Raw genomic sequence first — 24,759 nt, 5'->3', positions numbered from 1 at the left:
AATATTTTAATTTTACACACAAATGTAACCATTATTATAGAAAAGCATGTTCACAGGGATAGTTGAAGAGATAGGAAAAATCACTGAAATCAAAGAATCTGGTAGTAACCTGGATATTAAGGTAAAGGCTAAAATGACTCCCGAGCTTAAAATAGACCAGAGCGTGTCTCATAACGGAACCTGTCTTACAGTAGTTTCCCTACAGGATGAAGAATATATGGTTACTGCGGTTAAGGAAACCCTTGAAAAAACCAACCTGGGCACTTTAAAAGCCGGGGATCCTGTAAACCTGGAAAGAGGCATGAAATTAGGCGACCGGCTCGATGGCCATATTGTGCAGGGTCATGTAGACCAGACCGCAACCTGCATAAATATTGAGGAGGCCGATGGGAGCTGGCACTTCACTTTTGAATACGATCCTAATATTGGAAATCTTACCATAGAAAAGGGTTCGATCACCGTGAACGGAGTGAGCCTAACGGTGGTGAATTCCAAAAAGACTCAGTTTAGCGTCGCAATAATCCCTTATACCTACGAGCATACCACTTTTAAGCATCTAAAAAAGGGAGATGTGGTAAATCTTGAATTTGATGTAATAGGCAAATATGTGAAGAGGATCACTGAGCTGTCTTAGTATTCTCAAAATCCCGAAGCCTGTAACAACCGTACATTACGCCTACGGCCATTAACACATACACATAATCGTCTATGGGAAGACATAGACCAGGAGGCGGTGGAACACCTTGTCCATTACCGCCACCATTCCCATTTCCTGGATCACATGGCGGGCCGCGACGACCACTTTGCTGTTTATTAGGCTCGGGTGGACCTTTTTCATCCTGTGGAGGATAAGCATAGATACTCACCCCTAGAGAAAGGATCAAAATCAGAAATATTGTTCTAATTCGGGCCATTGATAACCAGTTGATATTATCGGCGTATGCCTCTAATTTACTTTTTTTCTAAACAATTCAGTGCCTAATGTAAGGCTTTTCTTTATGCCACCGCGATGATAGCCTAAGTTAGCTTAGCTTCAAAATACTGAATTCAAAAAAACATACGTATTATATATAGTAAAAGATTTTAATTTTGATCATTTCTGTTTGGGTCAGAAAAAATAAAAATCTACAGACACTTAAAAATCAATCACTTCAGGGTTTATCAAAGTTATATAATAGGTTAATGCAAATCCAAAATTTTCTTTAATTATTTTAAAAATACCAGGGGATTAAATGTATCCAAGAATTATACATAATTTCTGCAGCAGATGAACTTTAACTAATGTTGAATTAAAGATTGAATTCAATGATTATTTGAAGATTGGATCTGTCGGATAGTAAATTCTATTTATCAAATCCTGTAATAAAACGTAAAACAGATAACCGGAAGGACTTCATTTTCAAGGTCGATATCAAAGAAAAACCAAAAATCATCAGTGTCTTGTTTTTCTCTCACATCTTCAGAAATCACATAGGCAGGTCCTAAATCGATCTGAACTCCGAATTTTTCAGAAAAATTGAAATCTCTTCCAATTCTGAGATCCACTATTGAATATTTAGTAAGCTCGAACTCAGTATCTGACCTGATAAAAGTAAAGCCACCTCTTAGATACCAAGGGCGCCTGGCCGAGAGATCGGAGGAACCTCCAAAATGATAAAGGTAATTGGCCTGGAGCGAAATAATATCTTCATCTGGTGAGGGTACGGTTCCTATATTAAATCCTAATTCGGACTGGTCTAACTGAAATCTCCCACCAATATGGAACAGTTCCAAAAGTCCAGCTCCACCTGTAATATTAAAGCTTTCCTGCTCCTGTCCGCTTGTGATAAACGAACAGATACTAACCAGGATAATTATTAACCTTCGCATGATTATGATTTAATGAGCAGGTAGGTTTTAGTTGGCCCGGTAAGAGTTGTTGAAAATTGAAAAAGCTAAAATTAAATTTACGAAATTATTTCAGAAATACTTTTGACTAGTAACTGCTAAAATGATTTTCACTGCAACTATATTCCCTAATTAAGAATAGAAAGTTAAGTTCTGAAAAAAGCTATCTGCCGTTTTAGTAGAATAAAAAAAACCTGTCTAAAAAAGACAGGTTTTCTATGTGGTCCCACTTGGGCTCGAACCAAGGACCACCTGATTATGAGTCAGGTGCTCTAACCAACTGAGCTATGGGACCTGATACGTATTTGTATCGCGAGCGCAAATTTAGATAATTGCAAGTTACGCACCAAACAAATATATTCCTATTTTTCCTGACACAGCTCTACCAGTACGCCATTCGCATCCTTGGGATGCATAAAGGCAACTATTTTATTATCTGCTCCAGGTTTAGGTTCCTCATTCAATAATCTAAAACCCTCTTTTTTAAGCCTTTCAATTTCAGCCCTGATATCATCTACATAAAAGGCCATATGGTGGATACCTTCCCCTCTTTTTTCGATAAATTTTGAGATTGGGCTATCGGGCCTGGTTCCTGCCAGCAGTTCGATCTTGCTTTCACCCACCTTAAAGAAAGAAGTGGTCACTCCCTCTCCATCTACGGTTTCACTTTTATAAGGCTCTGCTCCCATCATCGCCGCATAGGTCTTATTGGCCGCCTCCAGGTCTTTTACCGCAATTCCTATATGTTCTATTCGCTTCATCTTTATTATTTTTCTGAAACAAATATCCATAAATATTGTTATATCATTCAAATTCATCCAGATGAAGATTATCACAGTTAAAAATTTTACTTTTGTAGCATGGAAGAAACAAACAGACAAAAAAAGATAGGTGGATTATTGCAGAAGGACCTTGCTGATATCCTACAGAATTCTCTTAGGGATAGTGGCAGGACAGGGATCTTGATTTCTGTTTCCAAAGTGCGTGTCACCACCGACCTTTCTATCGCCAAGGCTTATGTAAGCATTTTCCCTTCTAAGTTCCAGGAGGAGGTGATCAAGGAGATCAACGAGCAGAAATCGCAGATCAAGCACCAGATGGCGCAGCGTACCAAGCATCAGCTTAGAAAAATGCCAGACCTTAATTTCTATATTGACGATTCTCTGGAATATATAGACGGAATAGAAAAGTCGATAAAAGGCAAGGAGGACCCGATTTCCAATCCAGATCTATTAGACAAGAGGAAAAAATCTTAATTTGAAGTTCCCGCTCTATATTGCCAAACGCTACCTCTTTACCAAAAGTAAGAGCAATGCGATCAATATCATTACGATTATTGCCGCGATTGGAGTGTTCGCCGGGGCTTTTTCGCTATTTATAGTTCTTAGCGGATTCTCCGGTCTCAGGGATTTCAGCCTTTCCTTCTCGAATGAATTCGATCCCGACCTTAAAGCCATCCCAGCCCAGGGTAAAGTGCTGAATATTTCTGAAGATCAGTTAGAAAGCCTTCAGCAAATTGAGGGCATTGCCGAATTCAGCAAGATCGTTGAAGAAAGAGTCATTCTTAGTTATAAGTCCAAGACCAATCCTGCCTATATCAAAGGCGTAGATGAGAATTACCGGCTGGTTAACAAAATAGACAGTGCAGTGGTTTTCGGAACCTGGTTAACCAAAAGTGAACCTCAGGTCGTGATCGGGAACGGGCTTTCCAGGCTGCTGGATGTGGGCACCTTTAATTACCAGAACCTTCTCAAGATAATGGTGCCAAAACCCGGTAAGGGCCAGGTGACCATGACCAACATACAGGATGCCTTCAATGCGAGACAAACCATTGTAAGCGGGATCTATAGTGTGAACGAAGAACTGGACGACAAATATGTTTTTACCAACATCAATTTCGCCAAGGGTTTGCTGGACATGGGAGATAATGAATATTCTGGTGTGGAATTCAAGCTCATTCCAGAAGCATCCCCCGAGGCGGTAAGTACGGAAATTAAGTATATACTTGGGGAAAACAGTATCGTAAAAACCCGCGCAGAGCTCAATGACGCTCTGAATAAAATGCTTAATTCAGAGAACCTGTTCGTTTACCTCATCTTCACTCTGGTGCTTACCATCGCTTTATTTAATGTGGTTGGCTCCATTATCGTTATGATCCTGGACAAACGTGAGAACATCAAAACTTTACACAGCCTGGGGGCAACCCCAAACCAGATCAAGAATATCTTCTTTTTACAGGGAATGTTAATGACGGGATTGGGTGGATTAATTGGCCTGATCGTAGCCATGATACTTATCACGCTCCAGATGAATTACGACCTGGTAATGATCACACCAAACCTGCCCTACCCGGTACAAATGAAACTTGAAAACGTGCTTATCGTAATATTCACGATCTTCACTCTGGGGCTTATAGCTTCTTATATTGCCGCCGGAAGAAGTAAAAAAGCGCTTGCCTAGGCGAATTCGTAATTTGCGAATTCTCTTTCTACCTCGTCGAATGCCGCGAATACATCTGCTGAATCATCACTGGTCACCATTTTCATTCGGTATTCCTTAAAGTGAGGGATTCCTTTGAAATAATTGGTATAATGACGACGGGTTTCGAAAACACCCAGCTTCTCGCCCTTCCAGTCGATCGCCATTTGCAGGTGTCTCCTGGCAGCATCCAAACGCTCTTTCATATTTGGAGGCGGAAGGTGTTCCCCGGTCTTAAAGAAATGCTTCACTTCCCTAAAGAACCACGGGTAACCTATACTGGCACGGCCTATCATAGCTCCATCCAGCCCAAATTTATCGCGCATTTCCATGGCACGCTCCGGGCTGTCTACATCTCCATTTCCAAAAACTGGAATATGCATGCGGGGATTGTTCTTCACCTCGGCGATCGGAGCCCAGTCGGCTTCACCTTTATACATTTGCGCTCTTGTACGACCATGAATGGAAATTGCCTGGCAACCAACATCCTGAAGCCTTTCAGCTACCTCAACGATCTTAATGGAATCATGGTCCCAGCCCAACCTGGTTTTTACCGTCACAGGCAGCTTGGTGTGCTTCACCATAGCTTCGGTAAGAGAAACCATAAGGTCTATATCTTTAAGGATACCGGCACCTGCTCCTTTGGAAACCACTTTTTTCACCGGGCAGCCAAAGTTGATATCGATAATATCTGGTCCCGATTTTTCCACGATCTCTACAGACTGCAGCATGGATTCCAGGTTAGCACCAAAGATCTGTATGCCCACCGGACGTTCCTTTTCGTAAATATCAAGTTTCATGGTGCTTTTCGCCGCGTCGCGAATAAGCCCTTCTGACGAGATAAACTCTGTATATACCACATCTGCTCCCTGCTCCTTGCACAATGCGCGGAATGGCGGGTCACTCACATCTTCCATCGGTGCCAACAGCAACGGGAAGTCTCCTACATCTATATTTCCAATTTTTGCCAAAGCTTCTGTTTTTCAGGTCGCAAAATTACTAAATAATTCCTATGCCTGAAAATTAGTTCTCCCAGCTATGAATTTAATTCTGAGACTTTAAGCGCTGGCTCTCCTCGGCATCGATAGCCCGCTTGTTATCACTAAGCTTGAAATTCCCGAATTTATAGATAAGTCCAAACTTCAGCATTCTTGATTCTGGCCTGGCAAAATACCCGTTATTCTGATTAAGATATTGTGATCTAAGCGGAATGTTCATCTGGTTGAAAGCGTCCTCCAGGTTCAGGGTAGCCACCAGCCTGGAATCGAAGAAGGTCTTTCTTAAACCTATATTTAACCCGAACTGAGCCTCTTCAAACTGATAGGAACCGGAAATGAAGTTTGGCACATAGGTAACGCCAACATCCCCGGAAAAGCTCCTGTCTTTTGAAAGGGTTAGAAAATTAGAAGCGGTAAAATATGTGCTGAACACATCGTTGGTCACGGTTTGTCCGCCGCTTTCCAGCGCTGGGAAGTCATTCTGCATAAAAAAGAATGAGGTATACGCATAGAGCATCCACCAGTCTTTTAAATAATTATAATAGGTGACATCAAAGCTGAATTGCTGCTGGAAATCCATATTCAGGCTGGCAGACCTAAGGTTCCTGTTCTGGTTATCCTGAAAAGGCAGGGTGCCGATGGCATTATCTACCTTATCCCAATAAAGGTCGAAGAATAAAATGTTCCTGTACCCATAACTGAATTTTATGGTATTCGAAATTGAAGGCATCAGGTCTGGGTTCCCATCCTGGAAGTTATTTTCATTGATGAAATACCTGTAGGTATTAAGACTTTCAAATCCCGGCCTGTTGATCCTTCGGCTGTAATCTGCGCTAAAGAAATGATCATCGCTGGGTGTATAGCTCAAATAAAAAGTTGGGAACAACTCAAAATATTCCTGGGAATTAACCAGTCCCAGAGATTCCGAAACTCCCTGCACATCGGTATACTCTCCTCTTAAACCTGCCTTCAGGCTTATCTTTTCCCAGTCTCTGGAAAGGCTGGCATAAACCGCATAAATGTCTTCCTGGTAATTCAACAGGTCTGAAAGGTTAGCGTCAAATTCGTTCAGATCATTATTCCGGTCAAAGAAATCCTGGCCACTATCAGATCTGAGGCCGGAGTATTTCATCCCGGTTTCAAAATCTGTAGAGCCCAGCGGGCTGCTTACATCTACCTGCCCGGTGAAAATATCACTGTTCTGGTTGGCAATGGTGAAGAATGAATTGTCGTTAAGAAGATTTCCCTGGGCATCGAAATATTGGGTCATGAGGTCCTGCGTCTGCCGGTCGTCATAGTTGATGTAATTGGCAACCGCGGCAAGACTGGCATTCTCACCCAAAGCAGTGTTATACGAAGCGCTTAAAAGTATATTATCGGTCTCGTTTTCCAGGCGGCTGTCTGTGGTAAACAAAGAGTCCAGCGTATTCGTAGCATTATAGATCTCGGTAGGTCCACCCAGATCTGAATCAGATTTTGGGGTGAACAGCATGTTCGCACTCAGGCTAAGGCTGCTGGCCTCGTTAAGAGTGAAGTCCAGGATGGTATTCAGGCTATGGGATTCCCTTTCGGTAGTCCTTTCAAAATCTGTAAACCACCTTGAATCTACATCACCGTTAGGCCTGTAATATTCTACGAAAGATTCGTCCTGTTTATAGAGGTCACGCTGGTTATAGTTGTAACTTGCATAAACGTTCAGCCAATCGGTCTTATAGTAATGGCTGGTCCCGATGTTATACTTTGGCAGCACGGCTATGGTGTTGGAGGCATTGATACTTCCCTTGTAACCAATAGAGATGTTCTTTGAAGTCACTATGTTCAGGATCGCACCGCCTTCTGCATCGTATTTAGCCGGCGGGTTAGTGATCACCTCAACAGATTTGATGTTCTCTGCGGAAAAGCCTTCCAGTAATTGCTGTAGTTCCTGAGAGTTCAAATACACCTTACGGTCGTTAATATAAACCTCGGCCGGCCTGTTCTTGATGAGTAAATTTCCCTGGCTTACGATCACACCGGGAGTACGTTTCAGGATCTCAAAGGAATTTCCGGTAGAAAGAGTAGAATTTTCCACGTCGAAGACCAGCCTGTCCACCTGCCTTCTTATCACAGGTTTTCTGGCATTGATCACCACCTCGTCCAGGGCATCAGAACTTTCCTGGAGTATTAGGGTTTTCAGGTCTGTATCTCCCTTTACCTTTATCTTTTTGATCTCATCCTGGTACCCCACGAAAGACACCTTCAGCAGATAACTGCTATCCTGCACATTCTCTATGACGAAATCCCCGTTCTCTTCAGAAATACTTCCTTTATAGACACTGGTAGAATCTTCGGCACTTAAAAGGATGACATTCGCATAGGCTACCGGCTCCTTGTTCTGGTTCTGAATGTTTCCGCTTAACTTATTTTGGGAATGTAGCGCACAGGAAAAAAGCACTAATATAAGGGGGGTGAACTTTGTTAATTTCATGAATGGTTAGGTCAAATTTGGGCAAAAGCTTAACAAATATAGAATTTATCGTCTTTTGCGCAAGTTTTAAACCTCTATCATTCCGGAAGAAGAATTCTCAAAGGGATTATTAATTTTCTATGGAATCGTAGATAGCCTGCTGAATTTGCGTGCGGGTGTTCAGTTTATACAGCCGGGTATTATCCCGGGTAGGCAGCACACGGTTAGACAGGAAAATATACAAAAGATCTTCCTGCGGATCCATCCAGACCATGGTACCTGTGAAACCGGTGTGGCCAAAACTCTCTGAACTGGCATCCCGGGCTGTATTGCTATCCTCGCCCCTGTATTCCAGGTATGGTTTATCAAAGGCCAGGGCACGATGGTTATCATTTTCAGGAAACTGGGTCCTGGTAAATTCCTTCAAAGTGGAGGCTTCGATATATCTTTGCCCGCCATATTCACCCATGTCAAGATACATCTGCATAAGTTTGGCCAGGTCGTTGGCATTGGCGAAAAGCCCGGCATTTGCTGAAACTCCGCCCATCATGATCGCGCCCTCATCGTGAACATTGCCGTGTATCTCCTCATGCCTGAAATTAAAATCACTTTCGGTTGGTACTATCCTTTCCAGTTCGAACTTTTTGGATGGATTGTAAGTAAGCGTGGTTGCTCCAAGTTTATTGTAAAAGTTCCTGTCCAAATAATTTACATAATCTTCACCGGTAATCTCTTCCACTATCCCGGGCAGCAAATAGAAAACCAGACCTGAGTATTTATATTTTGCCTCCTGTTCTAAGGGAGATTTTTTAATTGCCCTGTAGATCTTTTTCTGGTAGTTCCTGTGCAGCCAAAGGTCATTACTGATCCTAACCGGATACCTGGAAGAGGAATCTTTTTTAAAGGTATTCCACTTATAACTGCCATTATTTCTCAGGGTATTTTTCCAGTAGGGAATCCAGGGCTTAAAGCGTGCCTGGTGGGCAAATATCTGCCTGAAGGGAATGCCGGCCTTGTTCGAATTTTTAAAATAGGGCAGGTAATCGTCGATTCCCGCCTGCAGGTCAAAGCGGCCTTCATCGTAGAGCTTCATGATCGCTGGCAGGGCCGAGGAGATCTTGCTTACCGAAGCCAGGTCGTAAAGATCTGTTTTTTCCACCGGGATAGTATCGCTGTATTTATGTAGCCCATAAGCCTTGTGAAAGACAACTTTTTTATCTCTTGCGACCAGCACCACTCCACCCGGGGTTGCTTTGGCACTCATCGCCTGCTGCATAAGGGAATCTATCGCGCTGCCCAGTTTTTTGGCATCCATCCCGGCATCTCCTGGTGCGGTATATTTAAAACGCAGCCCTCCCTTTAAATCGAGTCCGTCGCCCGCCGAGAACTTATCACCAATACTTACGGGTAATTTACCGGAAGCTCCAATCCCGCCAAAAATAAGCTGCGCCGCCAGTTCCTGAGTCAGCTCGGAATCCTGGTAAGCTTCGATAAGTACCTCTGAATTTTCAATATTTTCAAGGCTGTTTATCACGTAAGGATTCTTGAACAGGCTGAAAATATTGTTTTTCATTTGGGCCCTTTCTGAAATAAACTTCTGCACCACCGGCGAAAGATCGATCTGGTTCCTTGGCCTGATGCTGAAATCATGCAACGCCAGTACCACCAGGTTATAATCTTTCAATTTTTCATTTAGCTCCTCTATTTCTGAAGCTGTTGCATCCCGTTCCAGCTGAAAGTTCTTAACCCTGGTATAGAGGTTTAGGCTTTTCTGAAAATCTGTGGTCTTTGAAGCCCCAATAGAAACCGAAGCTATTTTTAAGGTATCCAGGTTTTGTAGCGGCAAAATTGAATGCTCATTTTTCAGCAAGGTGAGGGAAGCCTCTACCAGCCTTCGGTTGAGCCATTGCGCTTCAGGACTGTTCACCTCTTCCTCGATATTTTTCACCGGGATCGGTTCATATTTATCCAGTCCCACCCATTGTTTTACAGCGAGTATCTTCCGGCAGCGCGCATCGATCTCGGCCTGGCTGATCAAGCCGTTCCTGATGGCTTTCTGAATTTCGGCAATTGCCTTTGGAATATCATCAGAAAATTCCAGCAGGTCGTTCCCGGCCAGCACCGCTTTCATGTCTACTTCCCCTGGTTCATTACCTTCAGCCACCCCTTTCATGTTCATGGCATCGGTGACGATAAGTCCTTTAAAGCCCAGTTTTTCCTTAAGTATACCCGTAATGATAGGTTTAGAAAGGGTTGAAGGCGCACCCGTAGAATCCAGTGCCGGAATATCCAGGTGGGCAACCATCACGCCGCCTATACCGGCATTGATAAGTTCTTTAAAGGGATACATCTCAAGGTCATCCAGCCTTTCAAAAGGGTGGTTAATCTGCGGAAGGGCATAATGAGAGTCTGTATCTGTATCGCCATGTCCCGGAAAATGTTTGGCTGTGGCCAGGAGATTCTGGCTTTGCATCCCTTTCATATAAGCAATTCCTTTCCTGGCAACATTCTGCTTGTCCTCGCCAAAACTCCGGTAATTGATCACCGGGTTCTGCGGATTATTATTTACATCTACTACCGGCCCGAAATTCACGTGCAGGCCACTGCGCTTAATCTGTTTCGCGATCTCGACTCCCATCTCGTAAAGAAGCTCTTCCCCCTGGATGGCGCCTAATGCCATCTGATAAGGAAAGCTAATGGAATTATCCAGTCTCATCCCCAAGCCCCATTCGGCATCTATGGCACCTATGAGCGGGACTTCTGAAGCCAGCTGGTAATCGTTCATTAATTTGAGCTGGGTTTTGGGATCTCCCTGCATAAAAATGAGTCCGCCTATTTTATATTTTTCGATCTGCTCCAGGATCTCCTGTTTATGGGCTTCATCCTTATTCGAAAAAGCCGGGATCATAAATAACTGGGCGATTCGCTCTTCAGGGGTAAGTGTAGCCATGATTGAATCTACCCACTTACTGTTTTCATATTTCAGGAATTCCGGGCTATTAATTTTTGATTCCTGGGCACTAAGGTTGAATCCCAGGATCGTTCCGCAGATAAGTAGGAGTAGGTTTTTGTTTAAACTCATTTCAATTTCAATTCTTAAACTTTTATATAGATCTTTTTCCTGTCCAGCAGGTATCCCAGCAGCCACATCAGTAACATATAACTAATGGCAAAAGCCAATGAGGCATTATAATCAGTTAACCAGCTGAGATAAAGATTCTGGTACAACCACAATTTTAAAGATTCACCACCAATATAGATCACTGCCATTAGCATTACAACCACTCCAGACATTATAAAAATGAACAGGGGGTTCCTGCCAAAGGCCTGGAAGAAGTAGGTCCATTTTTTCAGGTTGAAGATCTCGATAACCATGATAAGCAAACCAAGTAACAACAGGTCCCAACCGGTGCTGTAAAGTACGAACGTACTGGTCCAGATACCTTTATTTATTGGGAAATAGGGTGACCACAGCATGGCCACGATCAATAAAATCACACCCGCTACGGCCAATTTCCAAACCGTGGTAAAATTATTTCCCGATCTCTGAATGAACTTCCCTGCAATATAACCCGCGATAACATTGATTATTGCCGGCAGAGTACTTAATAACCCCTCGGGATCAAAGGCCATCCCAAAACCTCTCCACAGGTTTTCCGGACGAAAAATAAGCAAATCGAACTTTAATGCCGCATTGTGTTCCAGGCTATATGGACCTGGGTGGGTTCCAAAATACCACATAATGCCCCAGTATGCCAGAAGGATCAAGACACTCAGGATGACTATTTGCTTTGTTCTAAGATAATGCAGGAGGATAGATCCAAACAAATAGCACAGGGCGATCCTTTGCAGAACGCCCATGATCCTGAGATTTGAAAAATCCTTTAGAACCAGCTCCCCTGCCTCACGTGTCACGAATGGAAATGCGTTCAAAAGAAGACCAATCACGAAAATGATGAGGCTTCGTTTAAGGACCTTCTTTAAAAATCCGGAATCAGACCCGTGCTCATATTTACGTAAACTAAAGCTGGCAGCGTTCCCCACCACGAACAAAAAGGTAGGAAAAACAAGGTCTGTGATAGTGAACCCGTGCCAGGCGGCATGTTTAAAAGGTGCATATATAGTAGACCAGCTACCCGGCGTGTTCACCAGGATCATAAGCGCAATCGTTAGACCCCTTAATACGTCCAGGGCAAGGTATCGCTGCTTTTCTAATGTAGGTTCCGGCATAAGAGCATTCATTTTTCCAAGTAAAATCAATTAATTCATTCCATGAATAAACCAATAAATAACTATATAAAAGTATATTTTTTTACTAACTTAATTATCTTAAATAAAATTTTTAATTAATTGCTTTTTAATTGAGACCTTTTTTTATAATTTTAATTATTGCTTTGGGAGATTTAAATATTTGAAAGTATTTTGAGCTGATTTATAAAACTCTCAACTAATCTTATGACTAAAAACTTAAACGATTTCCTCATAACCAAGGATGTCCTTAAAGACATTAGTAATGTCGACAGGAAAAGGTATCTGCAAAAGATAAAGATCGTAAAATATCTTTTTCTTAACGGAAGCACTTCCAATGCCGAAATATGCTCAAAATTCAATATTAGCCTGCCCACCTCCATGTCCCTGATAAACACCTTAATGGACAAAGGTATCGTGGTAAAGGCCGGCCAGGGAAAATCTGAAGGCGGTAGGAAACCCGATCTTTATGGCCTCAAAGAGCAATCCTTTTTTGTACTAAGCATACATATCAAGCGATTTAAGATCAAGATCGCCATCACAGATAACAATCATTCCATAATTACCGAGGAAACCATAGAAACAGAAATTTCCCCGAAATCGAATATCGTTGATTTCCTATATGAAAAAGCAGATGAGTTCATACAAACTTCAGGCATAGATGTGGATAAACTCCTGGGTATCGGGATCAGCATGCCTGGCCTGGTATCAACCACCGAAGGAAAGAACTTTACCTATTATCTTACAGAGCAGGAACCGGAATCCCTTCAGGAAAAATTTGAAAAGCGGTTCAAAAAACCGGTCGTAATTCTGAATGACTCTAAAAGTGCCTGCCTCGCCGAATACAGGTTCGGGAAGGCCAAGGACAAGGAAAACGTACTGGTGATCTCCATGGACTGGGGAATTGGCCTGGGAATAATCATGGGTGGCAAAATGCATACGGGCCACTCCGGTTTTGCCGGCGAATTTGGTCATATCCCTATGGTAGAAGATGGTTTGCTTTGCCACTGCGGAAAGAGAGGTTGTCTTGAGACCGAAGCTTCTGGCCTTGCCCTGGTAAGAAAAGCAAAGGAAGGTCTTGAAAAGGGCCAGACCTCTATCCTGAACGACCTTACAGGAGAAGATTTTGAAAAAATGGATCCAAGGGTGATCATTCAGGCAGCCAATAAAGGCGACCAGTTTGCGATCAACCTTTTATCTGATATCGGCATTAGCCTGGGCAAGGGTATCGCCATCCTTATACAGATCTTCAACCCTGAACTTATAATCCTGGAAAGCGAGATCGCGCAGGCAAAACAATTTATCACCACACCTATTCAGCAATCTACCAACACTTATTGCATGATGCAGCTTAAGGAAAAGACACAGATAGAACTGTCTAACCTGGGCTCTAATTCCAGTTTGTTCGGAGGTACGATCGCTGTTATGGAAGAGGTATTCAAGGACCAGGTAGCCAAGCTGAAAGCCGAAACCTAAACAGAACAATTTAACCTTAGAAAAAATGGCAAGATTAAACCTATTAGAAGAGACCCGTTTTGAAAAGCTTGCGGTAAGCGTTTATAAAGACGAGCATATAGCTTCCCAAAAAGTTGCGCGAAGGATCGCAGATATCGTTACCGCCAAACAGGAAAAAGGCGAAAATGCGGTTTTAGGTCTCGCAACCGGAGCTACTCCCGTAGAGGTTTATGAAGAACTTGCCAGAATGCATAAGGAAGAGGGACTTAGTTTCAAAAACGTGATCACATTCAACCTGGATGAATATTACCCCATGCATCCCGAAGCCAAGCAAAGCTATGTACGCTTCATGGATGAGCAGCTTTTTGATCATATAGACATTAAAAGGGAAAATATTCATATCCCCGATGGTACTTTAAAAAAAGAGGAGATCGCAGACTATTGCCTGGACTATGAAAAGAAGATCTCTGAAGTTGGTGGGTTGGACCTGCAGATCCTTGGAATTGGTAGAACGGGACATATAGGTTTTAACGAACCCGGTTCTGCTCCCAATTCAGGTACCAGGCTGGTGACCCTGGACGACCTTACCCGCCGGGATGCCTCCAGGGACTTTGGAGGTAAGGAAAATGTACCTACCAAGGCCATAACCATGGGCATCGGGACCATTTTCAAGGCTAAAGAGATCATCCTGATGGCCTGGAGCAAGAAAAAAGCTCCAATTATCAGGAAAGCGGTAGAAGGAGAGATCTCTTCTAACGTACCGGCAACTTTCCTGCAGTTATCAGATAATGTTGAGTTCATCCTGGATGAAGACGCAGCCTCAGAACTTACCAGGTTCGATACGCCATGGCTGGTAAAAGATTGTAACTGGACACCGCAGCTCATTAAAAAAGCGGTCATCTGGTTATCTGAAACCACCAAAAAGCCTATTCTTAAATTAACCGAAGAAGATTATAATTCTAACGGCATGGCCCAGCTGGCGACAGAACAGGGACCTGCCTACGACATCAATATCAACGTCTTTAACCAGTTACAACACAGCATCACCGGGTGGCCCGGAGGTAAGCCAAATGCCGATGATTCCCAGAGACCGGAAAGAAAAGAGCCTTCACATAAGCGCTCCCTCATTTTTAGTCCACATCCAGATGACGATGTCATCTCCATGGGCGGAACCTTTATTCGTCTCGTAGACCAGGGGCACGATGTTCATGTAGCTTACCAGACTTCAGGTAATACCGCAGTTTGGGATACAGACGTGCTCAGGTATATGGAATTCGCTATAGATTTTAAGACAAGTATTGGAGAGGATACTTCAAAGTTTACGGCTATCTACGAAAAGATGCGTGAATTCCTTAAAACAAAACAGCCTAACGATATAGACCTGGAAGAGATTCAGGAGGTAAAAGGTTTTATAAGAAAGACCGAAGCGATCGCCGGGGCGAGATATGCCGGGCTTAAGGATGACCATATACACTTTATGGCGCTTCCTTTTTACGAAACGGGCAAGCGAAAGAAAAATCCGGTGACCGATAAAGACATCCAGCTTACCATGGAACTGCTTCAGAAGATCAAACCTCACCAGGTCTTTGCAGCAGGTGATTTTGCCGATCCACATGGTACTCATATCACCTGTTTCCGCATTGTCCTGGAAGCCCTGAAACGACTAAAAAAGACCGAAAGCTGGGTGAAAGACTGCTGGTTCTGGCTATATCGAGGCGCCTGGGAAGAGTTCCAGGTTCACGAGATCGAAATGGCCGTGCCACTATCACCACAGGAAGTTCAGCGAAAAAGGCATGCCATCTTTCAGCACCAGTCACAAAAAGACAGACCAGTGTTCCCGGGTGATGATGAAAGGGAATTCTGGGTAAGAGCTGAAGAAAGGAATCGCGAGACCGCTGTGAAATACCATGACCTTGGCCTGGCCAATTACGAGGCAATGGAAGCTTTTGTTCGCTGGGATTACTAAAAGCATAGAAATGAACCGACTGGTATATTTAGCTTATATCATCCTTGCGGTATTGGTAGTTTCCTGTGCCTCGAACCCGTATTCGAAAACCAACAGGTATTACAAGAAAAGAAGTAAGGATTTCGCAAAAGAGCTTACTGAATTCAGCCCCAAAAAGGATAAAAAGACCGACAGCCTCAACTATGGCGAGTATGCCGTAGGCACCACCAATTTTAACCTGCGCAAACCAAATTATGTAGTGATACATCACACGGCCCAGGATTCTGTGGAGCAGACTCTTAAAACCTTTACCCTGCCCAGAGCCCAGGTGAGCGCGCATTACGTCATTTCCAGGGAAGGAGACATCTACCATATGCTGAATGACTATTTCCGCGGATGGCACGGAGGCGTGGGTATGTGGGGGAACAACACAGACCTCAATTCTTCCTCTATCGGGATCGAGCTGGACAATAATGGATCAGAAGAATTTACGGAAGCCCAGATAAACAGCCTGATGGACGTTTTGGAACAACTAAAGAAAAAATATAATATCCCGGCGAAGAATTTCATAGGACATTCAGATATCGCGCCAAGCCGAAAGGTGGATCCTAATGCTAATTTCCCCTGGAAAAGACTGGCTGAAGAGGGTTACGGACTCTGGTATGATGAAGCCGAGGTTGCAAAACTAAAAATGGACCATGAATTTTACGGGCAATTTCCGGAAGGATTTGAATTGCAGCCGGACAGGTATGCTCTGCCATTCCTGGAAAAATATATGTTCCCGCAGGTGGTTCCGGCCAGTTTTGATCATTGTATGGCACTTAAGATCATTGGCTATGATGTTTCAGATTTGGACTCTGCGATCAAAGCATTTAAACTGCATTTTATACAGGAAGATATGGATAACCCCTACCTGAGCGAGGACCAGACCAAGGTGTTATACGATCTTTACCAGAAATATTTATAAAAGAAAAGGTCTCGCAATTCAGGAGACCTTTCTAACTAACAACTAAACTACTAATTATAAAATCTCTTATTCTGCAGCTCCCTGGTTTCCGCCATTGGTGAATATATCCTTTTGCTTCAGGTAGAGCAGTTTTTCATCTTCCTGGTTGAATACCCTTTTGGTCCTTAGGTACCTGTTATAATTATATTCGTCAAAATCTGATGCTGTGCTATCCATATTGCTGATATGTACATCGCCCATAGAATGAATAAACTGGTTATCCCCTATCCACATTCCTACATGCACTACTTTTTCTGAGGTTGAATCGGTCGCCGGTCTTCCGAAGAACAGCAGATCACCTGGGATAAGCTTTTCAAAATTCCTGGTAGTGTCCACCAGTTTACCAGTATGCACCTGCTGCGAGGCATCCCTTGGCAAGACAATTCCGTTAAGGAAATAGACGGTTTTAGTAAATCCGCTGCAATCAACTCCCTTAGGAGAAGTTCCTCCCCATAAATATGGTAATCCCATTAACTTTTTGGAAGTTTCAACCAAATCTTTCTTTTCCATTTCGAGGGAAGAAAGCCATTCCTGGTAAGGTTTAGCTTCAGACTTCGCTACATAAGCTTCTTTCCCCTGGGGATACTTGACCCTGTAAAATTTATTTTCATCGCTTAGAAGCTCTAATATATCCCCGGCAACCAGGTCTGAAACGCTCTGCGAGGATTCATCAGCCTTTTCATAAGAACTTCCGAAAGGTTTTAGGTAGATAAGCTTTTCAGCAGATTTCCAGTTGGAGAACTCCTGCTCGCTCATATTGGCGATACCGCCATAATCCACCCAGGCCAGATATCCGTCTGGTGTCTGGATATAATACCAGCTCCCTTCTTTTTTATAGACCTTTAAAGGCATTCCAAGGGTTGCCTGGGTAACCAGCTGTGCTGAATGTTTTGGCTCATCACGAAGATTGGCCACAGAGATCTTCACCACGCCCATGGTCTTTCCTTCTAGGCCTTCTGAATCTGGCAGAAGATTGATACTGTCCCTGAATTCAAGATCCTGAGCTCGCATTTTTTCCCGAAGCTCCTCTACCGCTTCAGGCATATTGGATTCTCCTTTCAGCACAAAGGAATTGTCTTTTTTCACCGCCTCTATGTCAAAAAGGGCCACTCGCTTATCTGGAGCATGCTTTTCGCTTACTTCAGCGATCATCTCTTCGGCCTGGTTCAGGCCTTCCTTTTCAGCTTTCTCCTCACAACCCACAAGCACCAATAAAGCCAGCACGCTAATAATATGCAGTTTGATATTCATCGTTTTCAAAAATTTATTCAAATTTAAATAATTTCGCTCCGGTCCCGTTACGATTGGGATAATGAACTTTGCCGTCATAAACCTTGACTCCATCTGCGATGTCATTCCTAATAAGCAAAGCTCCATCCATATCTACATAATCCAGCATAGGTAAAAGCTGTCCAATGGCCGACATGGATACGGTGGACTCGGTCATACAACCCACCATGACCTTAAGTCCCAGTTCACGGGCTTTTTTTATCATTCTTCTACCCGGGGTGAGTCCGCCACATTTAGTTAGCTTTATGTTCACCCCGTGAAAATAGGGCGCACATTTTTCTACATCGGCTTCCACGATACAGCTTTCATCTGCGATCACCGGGAGCCTGGAATGTTTGTATAAAGCCTCCATGCCCAGAGTATCTTTAGGGTTTAAAGGCTGCTCCAGGAATTCAACGTTCAGGTCTTTCAGGGCTTCGCTATTGCCTATGGCCTGCTCTGCGGTCCAGGCAGCGTTGGCATCCAGCCTGAAAATAGAATCGGTATGTTTCCGCAGTTCCTTTACAATGGCGATATCGTCATCTGTTCCCAGTTTTATCTTATATAAAGGCCAGGGAAATTCCCTGATCTTTTTTACCATATTCTCTACCGTATCTATGCCAATGGTATAATTCGTAAGGGGCACCCGGGAATTATCCAGGCCCCACATTTTATACAGCGGCTGGCCATTTCTTTTCCCATGCAGGTCGTGCATCGCCATATCTAAAGCACACTGCGCAAAGGGATCATTTTTTAAATGCGGAAAGGTAAGCTCCCACAATTCTTCGGGAGTTTTCTGTATGTTTTCAGCGATAATGGGTTCCACAGACCTTATGGAAGCGATCATTTTTTCGACGCTCACGCCATAATAGACCGTAGCGGCGGCTTCCCCATAACCCGTATAACCTGAATCGGATAGGACCACAATAAGCGTAGGCTGGTAATCACGAGAACCATGGCTTATGGTAAAGGTATTCTTCAATTCCAGGTTAAAGCTTTTGTAGTCTATCTTCATTTAGTTCTATTTCGGGTTAACAGACTTATTATGATTCATCCAAAGGCCGACAAAAGTAAGCCCTGCATTTACCAGAAGGATCTCAAATCCGAACTGGTAACCATTGAACCAGGCCACCGAATTCTGATCGAGAATGACCGAAATTATGGGTGCCAGAATACATATAACTGGAACATATCTATCTTTTACCGCCCGTCTGTTCAGCAATCCGAAGGCGAATAATCCCAGCAATGGCCCGTAGGTAAACCCGGCAACCTTGAACACGGCACTCACCACGCTTGAATCGTTGAGGCTATTAAAGATAATGATCACCAGGAACATGAGCATGGTAAACCCGATATGCACCCACAAACGGGTTCTTTTCTGATGTGTTTTTTTATTCGGCAGATCCAGGATATCCACACAAAAAGAGGTGGTTAAAGCGGTTAGGGCAGAATCGGCGCTGGAAAATGCCGCGGCAATGATCCCTAAAAGAAAGACGATCCCGGCCAAAATACCAAAATGGTTCAAAGCCAGCAAAGGGTAAAGGTCATCGCTCCTTTCCGGAATACTTATCCCCTGGTCCATGGCGAATTTGTAAAGCAGCACACCCAAGGAAAGGAATAGCACCGTGGAAACGAAAAAAGTGATGGAAAACCAGAAAATATTCTTCTGGGCTTCCTTTTGGTTCTTACAGGTGAGGTTCTTCTGCATCACGTTCTGGTCCAGCCCGTTCATGGCTATGGTGATGAAAATACCTGCCAGGAAGGTCTTGTAGAAATTCCTGTTAGACCTCCAGTCCCAGTCGAAGATCTTAGACATTTTACTTTCAGAGACCGTGGTGATCATTTCTGAAAAACCAAGTCCCATCTGGTCGACGATCATATAGATACTGATCACCACCGCCAGTAATAAAAAGGTGGTTTGCAAGGTGTCTGTCCAGACGATGGTCTTTATCCCACCCCTGAAGGTATAGAGCCAGATGAGCAAAATCGTTACCAGAACGGTGACGAAAAATGGAATTCCGAAAGCATCAAAAAAGGCGATCTGCAATACTACCGCAGCTAAAAATAACCTGAAAGAGGCCCCAATGGTCTGGGAGATGAGGAAAAAAACAGAACCGGTATAGTAAGATCGCTGCCCGAACCTGTCTTTAAGATATTCATATATGGAAACCAGCCTTAGCTTATAAAACAAGGGAATAAGAACAAATGCGATGACCGCGTAACCAACCATGTTCCCCATCACGAACTGCAGATAGGTCCAGTTAGAATTCCCCACTTCCCCAGGCACCGAAATAAAGGTCACCCCGGAAAGGGAGGCACCCACCATCCCATAGGCGACCAGGTACCAGGGAGATTGCCGGTTAGCCGTGAAAAAGGTATTATTATCAGCTTTTTTAGAAGTGAAATGGCTAATTCCTAGTAAAACCAGGAAATATACTGCGATCACTCCAAAAACCAGTAATGGCGTCATTTAGGTCTTTTTTAGGTCTATTTCTTTAAAATCGCTTTGGTTGCCCAGGCGGTCTACAGCAGTAAGCCCAACTTTATCCAGGGCTCTTTTTTTATCACCCACGATATACTGAAGGCTGAAATTTGTGACTGATCCATCCAGGATCTTATAATCCCATTTTCCTTCTTCATATTTGAACCAAAGCACATATTTTGAAACATCTTCAGGCTGCTGGGAGGTCCAGTTCATCTGAAGACGATCGTTTTGAATACCAGTGCTCATTTCGGGAATTTCGGGAGCGGTATCATCCAGCCAGGGACTTGCCGGTACCAGTGCTTTTTTGCGGTATGGTCCCTCTACAAGTGCTTTCGCCAGGTTCTCATGTTTCATCAAGGGACCTACGCTCCAGTGAACCGTCCCCCTGCTTTCTGGAAGCATTCCCCTGGTGATCATGATCTGGTTGATGGTTTCATCTATGTTCTTTTCATCTCCGCCAAGGCCAACATTGATCCCAGGCCAGAGGTGGCGGTTTTGGGTATTTTCAGATTCCCACCAGCCAAGCAATTCAGGAAAGCTTTGGCCATATTGATTGATCTGCCAGTACAACTGAGGCGTGAAATAGTCTATCCAGCCTTCGTTAAGCCATAACCTGGCATCGGCATATAATTTTTCGTATTGATCATAACCGGTAACAGACTGGGGATAACCGGGCCTCCAGATCCCAAAGGGGCTTAATCCGAATTTCACGAATGGTTTCTCCGCCTTGATCTCGTCATAGATCATTTTAACGAACCTGTTCACCTGGTCTCTCCTCCAGTCGGCTTTCAGAAGTTTACCGTTACCTGCTTTATATTCAGCATAAGTTTTTTCATCGGGGAAATCCTTGCCGTTATTGTAAGAATCGTAAGGATAGAAGTAATCGTCAAAATGCACCCCATCTATATCGTACCTCTTCACGATATCCATCACTACCGCTGAAGCGTGGTCCTGGGTTTCTTCCTTGGCGGGATCCATCCACCACATTCCGTTCTCAAGTTTTACGGCCAGTTCAGGTTTCTTTTTGATAATAGAGGTATTGGTAATCTCTCCTCCTGTGGTATGGTGAGCGCGGTAAGGATTAAGCCATACATGTAGCTCCAGGCCTCTTTTGTGAGCTTCCTTAATCCAGAAATCAAGCGGATCGTAGAAGGGCTCAGGAGCTTTTCCCTGTTCCCCTGATAGGAAATAAGACCAGGGTTCCAGGTTACTTTGATAAAGCGCATCTGCCTGTGGTCTTACCTGGAAGATCACCGCATTAAAATTATGCGATTGCAGGAAATCCAGCAGTTTCAAGGCTTCCTGTTGCTGCTGGTAGGTAGAGAGTCCGCTCTTGCTGGGCCAGTTGATATTAGCTACCGTTGCCACCCAGGCTGCCCTGAACTCCCCAATATTCAAGGGAGGATTGATTTTCTCCTTTTTTGCTACCGGAACGACCTTTTCAGGTACCTCAGGAATCACCTCGGGATTTTCAGTAGAGACGATGGTATCCTGCACCACGGTTTCTTCTTGAGGCGTTTCCACAGCAGGTTTAGTGGTCTTGCAAGAGTTGAAGCTAAGCAGCAAAATCGCTGCTGCAGCCGTAAAGCGGGTTATTTTGTTCATTATTCAGTTTGGGTATTAATCTTTAAAATTCATTACTTCCCTTTCTATCACATCCAGTAATCCAGCAGGTTTGTCTCCAGATAATCTCCAGAACATGATCCCGCCCAAATTATTTTCCAGGGCGTAATTTGTTTTAAGGGAAACAGATAGTGAATCATCGTAGGTTACAAAAACTTCATTTTCTGCGCTATAAATATATGGAGCCTGAGCTTCAGAATCCCAGAAAACTTTAGCATTCGAGAGCTTATTTTTATAGGTATCCAGATCCCTGTAAAGAACTGACTCTTTAAAAACTCCCGATTGATACAAACCATTATTTTCGGCTTTTACCTTTTCCCAGACCCTGGCATAGAATGCTGCACCAAGCACAATTTTTTCCGATGACACTCCGATAGAATCCAGATATTTTATGGTAGCATTTGCTGACCTGGGTTGATCTCTGGTGGAAAACAAAGCGGTGTGATGCCCGGTTCTGGAACTTCCTCCTCCCACCATATCATAGGTCATCACATTCACATTATTCACTAATGGCATTAGCTTCTCCCACTCAATGGAATTCAAAAGATAATTCCTGAAACCCCCGGCTGCAAAACTAATAATCGCCTCTTCGCCTAGCTGGAAACGTAACTCCTTTATTAAAAGGGTGAAATTTTCCCGGTCTTGAGGTTTATAGGCATGACCCTCAAAACCTGCTATGGCGGGATACTCCCAATCCAGGTCTATTCCATCTGCATCATATACTTTCATGAGATCCTTTACAGATTGAGCAAACTCTCTTCTTCCTGAATCAGTTTCAAAAACCTCTGAGCAAGTTTCACAACCACCCCATCCGCCTAATGAGATAAGAACTTTTAGTCCCGGGTTGATCTCTTTTTGTGCATTTAGATATCTGAGTTTAATCGAATCCCTGGCTTCAACGAAAAGTCGGTTTCCCTTAAGATGAAGAAAACTATAAATTACCTGGTCAAGCTGATTTATTTTTTCTTTTTCTATTTTTCCTGAACCTGTCCAGTAAGCTATTACCTTAAAATCATTGATTTTTTCAGCTTTGTAATTTTTAGATTCGGTCTTTTCCCGTTTATCCTGATTACAGGAATAAGAGCATAGAACTATCAATAAAACCAGAAGTAAAAGAGATCTTTTCATTTTAGATTATTTAAAGGTCTAAATAAAAAAGATCGTCAAAAAACGAATTGACGATCTTTTTTGCTAATCCCAATTTTAACTAGTTCCCTGCAGACCACCACAGTTCAGTTCCCTGCTCATCTGGTCCCTGTTCCTGAATTGCTTCCTGAAGGTTAGCCCCGTTGGTATTATACTCAACATTACCGTATCTCATTCTCTGAGGATACTCACCGTTTAGAGTTCCTGCTGAATATAAGTCGTAATCTGAAACGCCATTGGCAAGTTCAGCCGGGTATCCTGTATCACGAACAATTGCCCAGGCTTCAAACCCATCAGTATAAGCAGCGATCCACCTCTGGATAGCGATCTTTTCAAGGTTCTCTTCCATACTTCCATCCAGTTGAGCCATATCCTCGTTGGCAAGGAATTCAGAAATAGCCCCTTCATCTACATTCCACATTAGCATGGCCTGTCTAAGACCTTCTTCGTAAAAAGCCTGCGCGTCTCCCGAGCCAAATCCTTTTACAGCTGCCTCAGCCTGTAGAAAATTACCTTCAGCAGCAGTCATTACTACCTCGGGGAATATAGGAGATCCGCTATTCTTAGGGTTTACTACCCAATCTGCCGGAGCCGAAAATAATTCATATTTAACATGCGGATAGATATCTCCATTTAGTCTGGTAGGCTGACCAACGTAATACTCTCCTTCGGCAACAGAAATGGTAATCTCATCTGCTGAGCCACTCTCTGTATATTCCACCCCTGCATTATCTAGTTCTCCCAGAATGAATTCCACATATTTATCGAATAAAGCTACCCCATTTCCTTCTGTAGGCCTGGTAAAGGTCACCTCACCGCCAATAATTGGCTCTGCATAATGAGGAAGTCTTGGATCATTGTTATCTCTTAGGTAATCCACAAGGGTTTTTCCGATCTTCCATTTAGAACCAAGTCCTCCGAAGTTATGCCAGATGTCCCCGTAAGCGGCATTCCCGAACTGGTCTATTTCAGTATCCTTTTCCATCAAAGCATTATCACCTTCCATAGAAAGCAACGGATCCTGCAGGGCAGCCGTAATAGCCGACTCGGCAAAATCTGCTCCGGGAGCTCCCTGTGCACGTAAGGCCATTCTCAGCTTAAGAGTATTGGCCAGTTTTTTCCATTTCTGAAGATCTCCATTGAAGAAAAGATCGTTCTCTGCCAGGAATTCAAGACCATCACCAGTTACTGTTTCATCACCAATAATGTTCATCGCTTCGTCTAACTCTGCGATCACTCCCTGATAAATCTCGGCCTGTGAATCGAATTTTGGAGTAATGATGTCTGGATTTGAGGCTTCAGAATAAGGCACCATTCCAAAAGTATCTGTGTACATCTGGTAGTAAAGCCCCTTCATGATGAGGCCAATTGCATAAAACTTATCATTTTCTAGTTCTCCTCCAGGTCTTACAAAATTCTGGTAAGTACTGAATTTTCCAAGGTACCCAGACATCCAGGCGTAAGAAGCATCTGTATATCCCACATTATAACTGTAGGCAAGGCCATCTGTCCACCAGCATCCATTAAACCCGAAAGTAAACTGCCCGGCAAAGCGATCGGCATGGATCAGGTGAGCTCTCCAGTAAGGAAACCTGTTAGGAGCATATAGTTCTATTTGCAAACCGGTTAAAAAGTACTTTGCACTTACCTCATCTGAGGTAAAAGCATCCGGTTTGGTATTTATTTCTTCGAAGTCTGAACAGCCTGATAGCAAAAAGACAAAAAGTAGCAGGCTTCCGCTGACGATTTTTAATATTCCTTTCATAATACTTT

The 24,759-nt window shown here is 43.5% G+C and carries 19 protein-coding genes and 1 tRNA gene; 6 read left to right on the top strand and 14 right to left on the bottom strand.

Annotated features, from left to right (window positions below; all coding sequences use genetic code 11):
• The first annotated feature begins 46 nt into the window (after positions 1–46).
• Positions 47–634, top strand: coding sequence for a riboflavin synthase (locus FLP08_RS12630; RefSeq protein WP_156277107.1), 588 nt, complete (start codon positions 47–49; stop codon positions 632–634).
• Here the strand turns inward: FLP08_RS12630 and FLP08_RS12625 are convergent.
• From FLP08_RS12625 to mce, 4 genes are all read right to left on the bottom strand, one after another.
• Positions 618–884 (bottom strand): hypothetical protein, encoded by a 267-nt coding sequence (locus tag FLP08_RS12625; RefSeq protein ID WP_162431062.1) that lies wholly within the window; start codon positions 882–884, stop codon positions 618–620. The two genes, FLP08_RS12630 and FLP08_RS12625, sit on opposite strands and share 17 nt — an antisense overlap.
• 466 nt (positions 885–1,350) lie before the next feature.
• Positions 1,351–1,869, bottom strand: a complete 519-nt coding sequence (locus tag FLP08_RS12620; RefSeq protein WP_156277103.1) for a hypothetical protein — start codon at positions 1,867–1,869, stop codon at positions 1,351–1,353.
• 239 nt (positions 1,870–2,108) lie between these two features.
• Positions 2,109–2,182, bottom strand: a tRNA-Ile gene (locus FLP08_RS12615).
• A gap of 67 nt (positions 2,183–2,249) precedes the next feature.
• Positions 2,250–2,648 (bottom strand): methylmalonyl-CoA epimerase, encoded by a 399-nt coding sequence (gene mce / locus FLP08_RS12610; RefSeq protein ID WP_156277101.1) that lies wholly within the window; start codon positions 2,646–2,648, stop codon positions 2,250–2,252.
• 99 nt (positions 2,649–2,747) lie between these two features.
• On the opposite strand from mce, the gene rbfA reads away from it, so the two are divergent.
• Entirely contained in the window at positions 2,748–3,143 is a 396-nt protein-coding gene (gene rbfA / locus FLP08_RS12605; protein WP_156277099.1) for a 30S ribosome-binding factor RbfA, read from the top strand.
• 1 nt (position 3,144) lies between these two features.
• Entirely contained in the window at positions 3,145–4,347 is a 1,203-nt protein-coding gene (locus tag FLP08_RS12600) for an ABC transporter permease (protein WP_156277097.1), read from the top strand.
• Here the strand turns inward: FLP08_RS12600 and dusB are convergent.
• The 4 genes from dusB to FLP08_RS12580 all read right to left on the bottom strand — a co-directional run bounded on the left by dusB (position 4,344) and on the right by FLP08_RS12580 (position 12,039).
• A complete protein-coding gene (gene dusB, locus FLP08_RS12595) occupies positions 4,344–5,336 on the bottom strand; it encodes a tRNA dihydrouridine synthase DusB (protein WP_156277095.1) in 993 nt (330 codons plus the stop codon). The two genes, FLP08_RS12600 and dusB, sit on opposite strands and share 4 nt — an antisense overlap.
• Positions 5,337–5,409: 73 nt before the next feature.
• Positions 5,410–7,830, bottom strand: a complete 2,421-nt coding sequence (locus FLP08_RS12590; protein WP_156277093.1) for a TonB-dependent receptor domain-containing protein — start codon at positions 7,828–7,830, stop codon at positions 5,410–5,412.
• Positions 7,831–7,939: 109 nt separating this feature from the next.
• Positions 7,940–10,891: a serine hydrolase domain-containing protein gene (locus tag FLP08_RS12585; RefSeq protein ID WP_156277091.1), complete on the bottom strand. Its 2,952-nt coding sequence runs from the start codon at positions 10,889–10,891 to the stop codon at positions 7,940–7,942.
• A 14-nt stretch (positions 10,892–10,905) separates the two neighbouring features.
• Positions 10,906–12,039 carry an acyltransferase family protein gene (locus FLP08_RS12580; protein WP_156277089.1) on the bottom strand — a complete coding sequence of 378 codons (1,134 nt, stop codon included), beginning with the start codon at positions 12,037–12,039 and terminating at the stop codon, positions 10,906–10,908.
• A gap of 225 nt (positions 12,040–12,264) precedes the next feature.
• Between FLP08_RS12580 and FLP08_RS12575 the strand changes: the two genes are divergently transcribed.
• Genes FLP08_RS12575 through FLP08_RS12565 form a run of 3 tightly spaced genes read left to right on the top strand, consistent with a single transcriptional unit; the run spans position 12,265 to position 16,424 of the window.
• Positions 12,265–13,533 (top strand): ROK family transcriptional regulator, encoded by a 1,269-nt coding sequence (locus FLP08_RS12575; protein WP_156277088.1) that lies wholly within the window; start codon positions 12,265–12,267, stop codon positions 13,531–13,533.
• Positions 13,534–13,558: 25 nt separating this feature from the next.
• On the top strand, positions 13,559–15,478 hold the full coding sequence (nagB, locus tag FLP08_RS12570; protein ID WP_156277087.1) for a glucosamine-6-phosphate deaminase: 1,920 nt from the start codon (positions 13,559–13,561) through the stop codon (positions 15,476–15,478).
• 10 nt (positions 15,479–15,488) lie between these two features.
• Positions 15,489–16,424 carry an N-acetylmuramoyl-L-alanine amidase gene (locus FLP08_RS12565; protein ID WP_156277086.1) on the top strand — a complete coding sequence of 312 codons (936 nt, stop codon included), beginning with the start codon at positions 15,489–15,491 and terminating at the stop codon, positions 16,422–16,424.
• Positions 16,425–16,490: 66 nt separating this feature from the next.
• On the opposite strand, the gene FLP08_RS12560 is transcribed toward FLP08_RS12565, so the two are convergent.
• From FLP08_RS12560 to FLP08_RS12535, 6 genes are all read right to left on the bottom strand, one after another.
• The gene (locus tag FLP08_RS12560; RefSeq protein ID WP_156277085.1) at positions 16,491–17,714 is read right to left on the bottom strand and encodes a C40 family peptidase; all 1,224 of its coding nucleotides are present in this window, start codon (positions 17,712–17,714) and stop codon (positions 16,491–16,493) included.
• A gap of 13 nt (positions 17,715–17,727) precedes the next feature.
• Positions 17,728–18,747 carry a dipeptide epimerase gene (locus FLP08_RS12555; RefSeq protein WP_156277084.1) on the bottom strand — a complete coding sequence of 340 codons (1,020 nt, stop codon included), beginning with the start codon at positions 18,745–18,747 and terminating at the stop codon, positions 17,728–17,730.
• A 6-nt stretch (positions 18,748–18,753) separates the two neighbouring features.
• Positions 18,754–20,202, bottom strand: coding sequence for a sodium:solute symporter (locus FLP08_RS12550; RefSeq protein ID WP_156277083.1), 1,449 nt, complete (start codon positions 20,200–20,202; stop codon positions 18,754–18,756).
• Positions 20,203–21,822: a glycoside hydrolase family 10-like protein gene (locus tag FLP08_RS12545; protein ID WP_156277082.1), complete on the bottom strand. Its 1,620-nt coding sequence runs from the start codon at positions 21,820–21,822 to the stop codon at positions 20,203–20,205.
• A gap of 15 nt (positions 21,823–21,837) precedes the next feature.
• Entirely contained in the window at positions 21,838–22,968 is a 1,131-nt protein-coding gene (locus FLP08_RS12540; protein WP_156277081.1) for a glycoside hydrolase family 18 protein, read from the bottom strand.
• Between the two features lie 79 nt (positions 22,969–23,047).
• Positions 23,048–24,751, bottom strand: coding sequence for a SusD/RagB family nutrient-binding outer membrane lipoprotein (locus FLP08_RS12535; RefSeq protein WP_156277080.1), 1,704 nt, complete (start codon positions 24,749–24,751; stop codon positions 23,048–23,050).
• Between the last annotated feature and the right edge of the window lie 8 nt (positions 24,752–24,759).

The sequence above is a fragment of the Christiangramia aestuarii genome, assembly GCF_009735585.1.
Classification (GTDB): domain Bacteria; phylum Bacteroidota; class Bacteroidia; order Flavobacteriales; family Flavobacteriaceae; genus Christiangramia; species Christiangramia aestuarii.
The sequence above is the reverse complement of the archived record's forward strand: the minus strand, read 5'-3'. Positions and strand labels throughout refer to the sequence as shown.